Genomic DNA, 3726 nt, shown 5'->3' with positions numbered 1-3726 from the left:
AATGGCTAGACATGGTACTCTGGGATTGGGTCATGAAGGCACCTACTCTCTTATTTTCTTGGCGATTATAAGAATAGGTCTTCATGGCCTTTTTGTCTATAGTTGGTCTAGTTCATTGGGTGTTGCACTTCAATTGTAAACTCGGCAATCATTACTAAGTACTAACGAAGAAAGGAATACCGTATTGAAAAATATGACAGAAATGCTAAAGGGACTCCTTGAAGGGATTATTCTGCAGATAATCGCGAAGGGCGAGACTTACGGCTATGAGATCACCAATCAATTGGTGGAAATGGGCTTCAAGGATATCGCTGAAGGAACAGTTTATACAGTTCTATTAAGACTAGAAAAACAAAAAATATTGAACGTGGATCGACGAAAATCGCAAAAAGGACCAATGCGCAAGTTCTACACATTGAACGCAGCTGGCCAAGCAACATTGGACGATTTTTGGCAACGTTGGAATTTTTTAAAAAATAAAATGAGCGAAATAGAGGAAAATAATAATGAAAATTAGTTGGAAAAAGATGCGCGAAGATAAAAAATGGTATCGCGATTATCAAGCAAAGGAAAAGGAATTACCGGAAACCTATCAAACGGCGATCAAAGCGTTGGATGCATATTTAATGCAGTTCTGGGGGACCGATGAATTCATAAATTTACTGGATGACATGCTCGCAATTTTTCAAGAAAATGCCAGTGAAAATGTACCGATCAACGCCCTTGTTGGCGATGATCCGGTTGCGTTTGCGGACGAACTTTTAGCACAGTATCAGCAAGCAACTTGGATGCGTAAACAACAAGATAAGTTACGCAATGCTTTTAAGGAGTTGAAGTCATGACAGCAGCAATTGAAATTCAACACTTAGTACGCTCTTTTGGGAAAAAAGCGGTACTAAGTGACGTTAATTTAACGGTTCAGCAAGGGGAGATATTTGCCTTATTAGGTGAGAATGGTTCGGGTAAAACAACCCTAATTCGAATTTTGACTTCGTTGTTAGCACCTGATGCAGGAACGGTCACAATTCTTGGTATCCCGCTAAAAGGAAATGAGGATCAAATCCGGCAGTTGATCAGTCTTAACTCACAAGCAACGACGGTTGATGGCGATTTGAGTGGACGCGCAAATCTTGCTTTCATAGCGGACCTGCGCGGTGTTAAATCTGGAAAATTGGTCATTAAGGATCTGATTGAGCGCTTTGATATGGTCGACTTTATTGATCGGAAGGTTGCAACTTATTCTGGTGGGATGAAGCGGCGCTTGGATATTGCCATGTCGCTGATTGGCGATGCGCAGATTATTTTTCTGGATGAACCGACTACAGGCGTCGATCCAAAAGCACGTCAAGATATTTGGCGATTAATTCAGAAAATACGTGACGAAGGTAAAACAATTTTTCTGACCACCCAATATTTAGAAGAAGCCGATCAGCACGCTGACCATATTGCTTTTCTGAATAAAGGCAAAATTGTTTTGTCGGGCACGCCAACTGAAATTAAGACAAGCGCGAACCCACAATCAGTATTGACCGTGGCGTTAGAAGATGAAAATGGTGCTGCTCGTGTGTTGCCAGAACAGCAATTTCATGCTGGTAGTGTTGTTTTGTCAGATGATCAAGTTGCACGCTCACTTAAGTTGCTCGTCAATAATGATATTAAAGTTGTGTCACTGGGACCGGCTAAGAATGATTTAGAAACTGTCTTTTTTAACGTGGCAGAGGAGGAAGCTAATGAAGTCGTTTAAACAGCTTATCGTTTTAACCAAACGTATTCTTCACCAAAACTTTACTGATGCGGATACGATAACAACGGTCATTGTAATGCCAGCATTCTTGTTGTTATTTTTCGTTTATGTATTGGGTGGCAACGTCACGATTGGTAACCATGGCAGCATTCAGGCTTATCTTAATTACGCTTTACCTGGTTTTTTGTTATTAACGATGACAATGGGTGCGGCCTATACGTCAATGCGAATTAATAACGATAAATTAAGCGGCATGTTAGATCGGCTTCATTCGTTGCCGATAAAAAGGTGGGTTATCCTTGGTGCGCACACACTAGCCTCGATTTTGTTTATGCTGATCGCCGAGATCGTTGTTTTCATTGTTGGCTTATTGATGGGCTACCGACCAGATTTGACGCTTGGCTCTGCGTTAGTGATGCTTTTGCTATCGATTGCCTTTGCCCTAGGAATCACGCTTATGGCGATTCCATTTTCGCTTAAGGCAAAAGGATATGCCGGTGCCGGTGCATTTTCATACGTGTTGATGATGTTGTTGATGGTTAGCTCAGCACTCATGCCAGTGAAAGGAATGGCCAAACCGATACGAATATTTGCCGAAAATCAGCCAATGACACCGATCGTGAATTTGGCAAGAGACTTATTTGCTGGCAATATCGTGATTGCATCCCTGTTACAAGCCAGTATTTGGTTATTCATTTTAATTTTTGTTTTTGCCATTTTTGCTTATAACGCAAATTGCAATAGTAAGTTAGCCAGTGCCGATAAAGCACACAGACGAAAGGGCTCATGGGAGTTCCAGGTGGATCAGGATTAGGCGGCTCGGCCTTTGCGCGCACGTGCTAATTCCTTTCGAAATACTTCAGCTGGTGTACAGAACTTAAGTAAGCGGCGCGGGAGATGGTTGAGCCGAGATTCAGCTTGACGGACCAGACTGGGTGTAGCTAGATCGAGTGATTGCCCCTTAGGAAAGTAACGTCTGAGTATACGATTGTGGACCTCATTAGTGGCGCGTTCGGCCGAGCTATAAGGGTGGGCATAATAAGTCTCGGCAATACCCTCAAGCGCAGCCGTTAGCGTGGTGAACTCTGTTCCGTTATCCGCCGTAACTGTCCGCATAACGTCACCGAATTCAGCCGTAATATTTTGCATGGCATAAGCCACAGATTCAGCGTCTTTACCCTCGATCAAGCAGACAATCTCATAGCGCGTTTTACGTTCGGTAAACGTTAATAGGACACTCTCGCTACCAGCACGTTTGCCAATGACAGTATCGATCTCAAAATGACCAAACTCGTGGCGCGTTTCTACTCGCTTTGGCCGTTCTTCAATACTACGACCGAGTAGGCGCTGATGTTGGTGCGAGTGGTGTTGGGTCGTCCGGCGTTTTGTTTTTTCCAGCAGATCAAGGTTACGGATCTCCAACAGTTGCGCATCGATATAGTTGTACAAAGTCTTCGTACAGACCATTTTGGCCGGCTTAAATAACCGGTGCTTACGGGCATAACCAACAGCAGCGTCCGGCGACCAGCCCTCATGGCAGAACTTATCATCAAAGTAGGCTAAGAAGGCCGTCACTTGGCTAAATTTTAATGGACGTCCACAGTTTTGCCGCTTTATTTCATAGCGATTCTGAGCGGCTTCAGGGCTGTAAATTTCAAAGTAGTGTTTCTGATTATTAACGCGTTTAACTTGCGTGACTCGACCACGCTTGAGCTCATTATTGACGGTCTGGTGGCAGACGCCTAATCGAATCGCTATTTGCCGTGCTGAGCATCCTTCAATGTGCCAAGCGGCGATTTGACCGCGTTCGATTTCCGATAAATGGTGACCTTTTGGGCGTGGTGTGATAGACTGTTCTTGCATCAAGACGAAAACTTCTTTCATTGTTTGTTGTAGGAACTTCAATGATACCTGAATTTTTCGTCTTGGTGTCTTTTTTTTACCATTTTGGCTGGGTGGCTAACTTAATTATAAAACGCGCG

The 3726-nt window shown here is 43.5% G+C and carries 5 protein-coding genes; 4 read left to right on the top strand and 1 reads right to left on the bottom strand.

Going from position 1 to position 3726, the window contains the following annotated elements; all coding sequences use genetic code 11:
* The first annotated feature begins 184 nt into the window (after positions 1 to 184).
* The 4 genes from EKM76_RS12965 to EKM76_RS12950 are packed head-to-tail and all read left to right on the top strand — an operon-like array spanning position 185 to position 2558.
* Positions 185 to 517: a PadR family transcriptional regulator gene (locus tag EKM76_RS12965; protein WP_125550984.1), complete on the top strand. Its 333-nt coding sequence runs from the start codon at positions 185 to 187 to the stop codon at positions 515 to 517.
* A complete protein-coding gene (locus tag EKM76_RS12960; protein WP_125550983.1) occupies positions 507 to 842 on the top strand; it encodes a DUF1048 domain-containing protein in 336 nt (111 codons plus the stop codon). The genes EKM76_RS12965 and EKM76_RS12960 overlap by 11 nt, the downstream gene beginning before the upstream one ends.
* The gene (locus EKM76_RS12955; RefSeq protein ID WP_125550982.1) at positions 839 to 1744 is read left to right on the top strand and encodes an ABC transporter ATP-binding protein; all 906 of its coding nucleotides are present in this window, start codon (positions 839 to 841) and stop codon (positions 1742 to 1744) included. Before EKM76_RS12960 ends, EKM76_RS12955 begins: the two co-directional genes overlap by 4 nt.
* The gene (locus EKM76_RS12950; protein ID WP_125550981.1) at positions 1731 to 2558 is read left to right on the top strand and encodes an ABC transporter permease; all 828 of its coding nucleotides are present in this window, start codon (positions 1731 to 1733) and stop codon (positions 2556 to 2558) included. Before EKM76_RS12955 ends, EKM76_RS12950 begins: the two co-directional genes overlap by 14 nt.
* Here EKM76_RS12950 and EKM76_RS12945 read toward each other — a convergent pair.
* Positions 2555 to 3628: an IS30 family transposase gene (locus EKM76_RS12945; protein WP_125550980.1), complete on the bottom strand. Its 1074-nt coding sequence runs from the start codon at positions 3626 to 3628 to the stop codon at positions 2555 to 2557. The two genes, EKM76_RS12950 and EKM76_RS12945, sit on opposite strands and share 4 nt — an antisense overlap.
* Positions 3629 to 3726 lie beyond the last annotated feature (98 nt).

The organism is Loigolactobacillus zhaoyuanensis (genome assembly GCF_003946385.1).
Taxonomy (GTDB): Bacteria; Bacillota; Bacilli; order Lactobacillales; family Lactobacillaceae; genus Loigolactobacillus; species Loigolactobacillus zhaoyuanensis.
The sequence above is the reverse complement of the archived record's forward strand: the minus strand, read 5'-3'. Positions and strand labels throughout refer to the sequence as shown.

Excerpts from the sequence above, each read along its gene's own strand:
- EKM76_RS12945 (WP_125550980.1), bottom strand. The coding sequence starts at position 3,628 with ATGAAAGAAGTTTTCGTCTTGATGCAAGAACAGTCTATCACACCACGC.
- EKM76_RS12950 (WP_125550981.1), top strand. The coding sequence starts at position 1,731 with ATGAAGTCGTTTAAACAGCTTATCGTTTTAACCAAACGTATTCTTCAC.
- EKM76_RS12955 (WP_125550982.1), top strand. The coding sequence starts at position 839 with ATGACAGCAGCAATTGAAATTCAACACTTAGTACGCTCTTTTGGGAAA.
- EKM76_RS12960 (WP_125550983.1), top strand. The coding sequence starts at position 507 with ATGAAAATTAGTTGGAAAAAGATGCGCGAAGATAAAAAATGGTATCGC.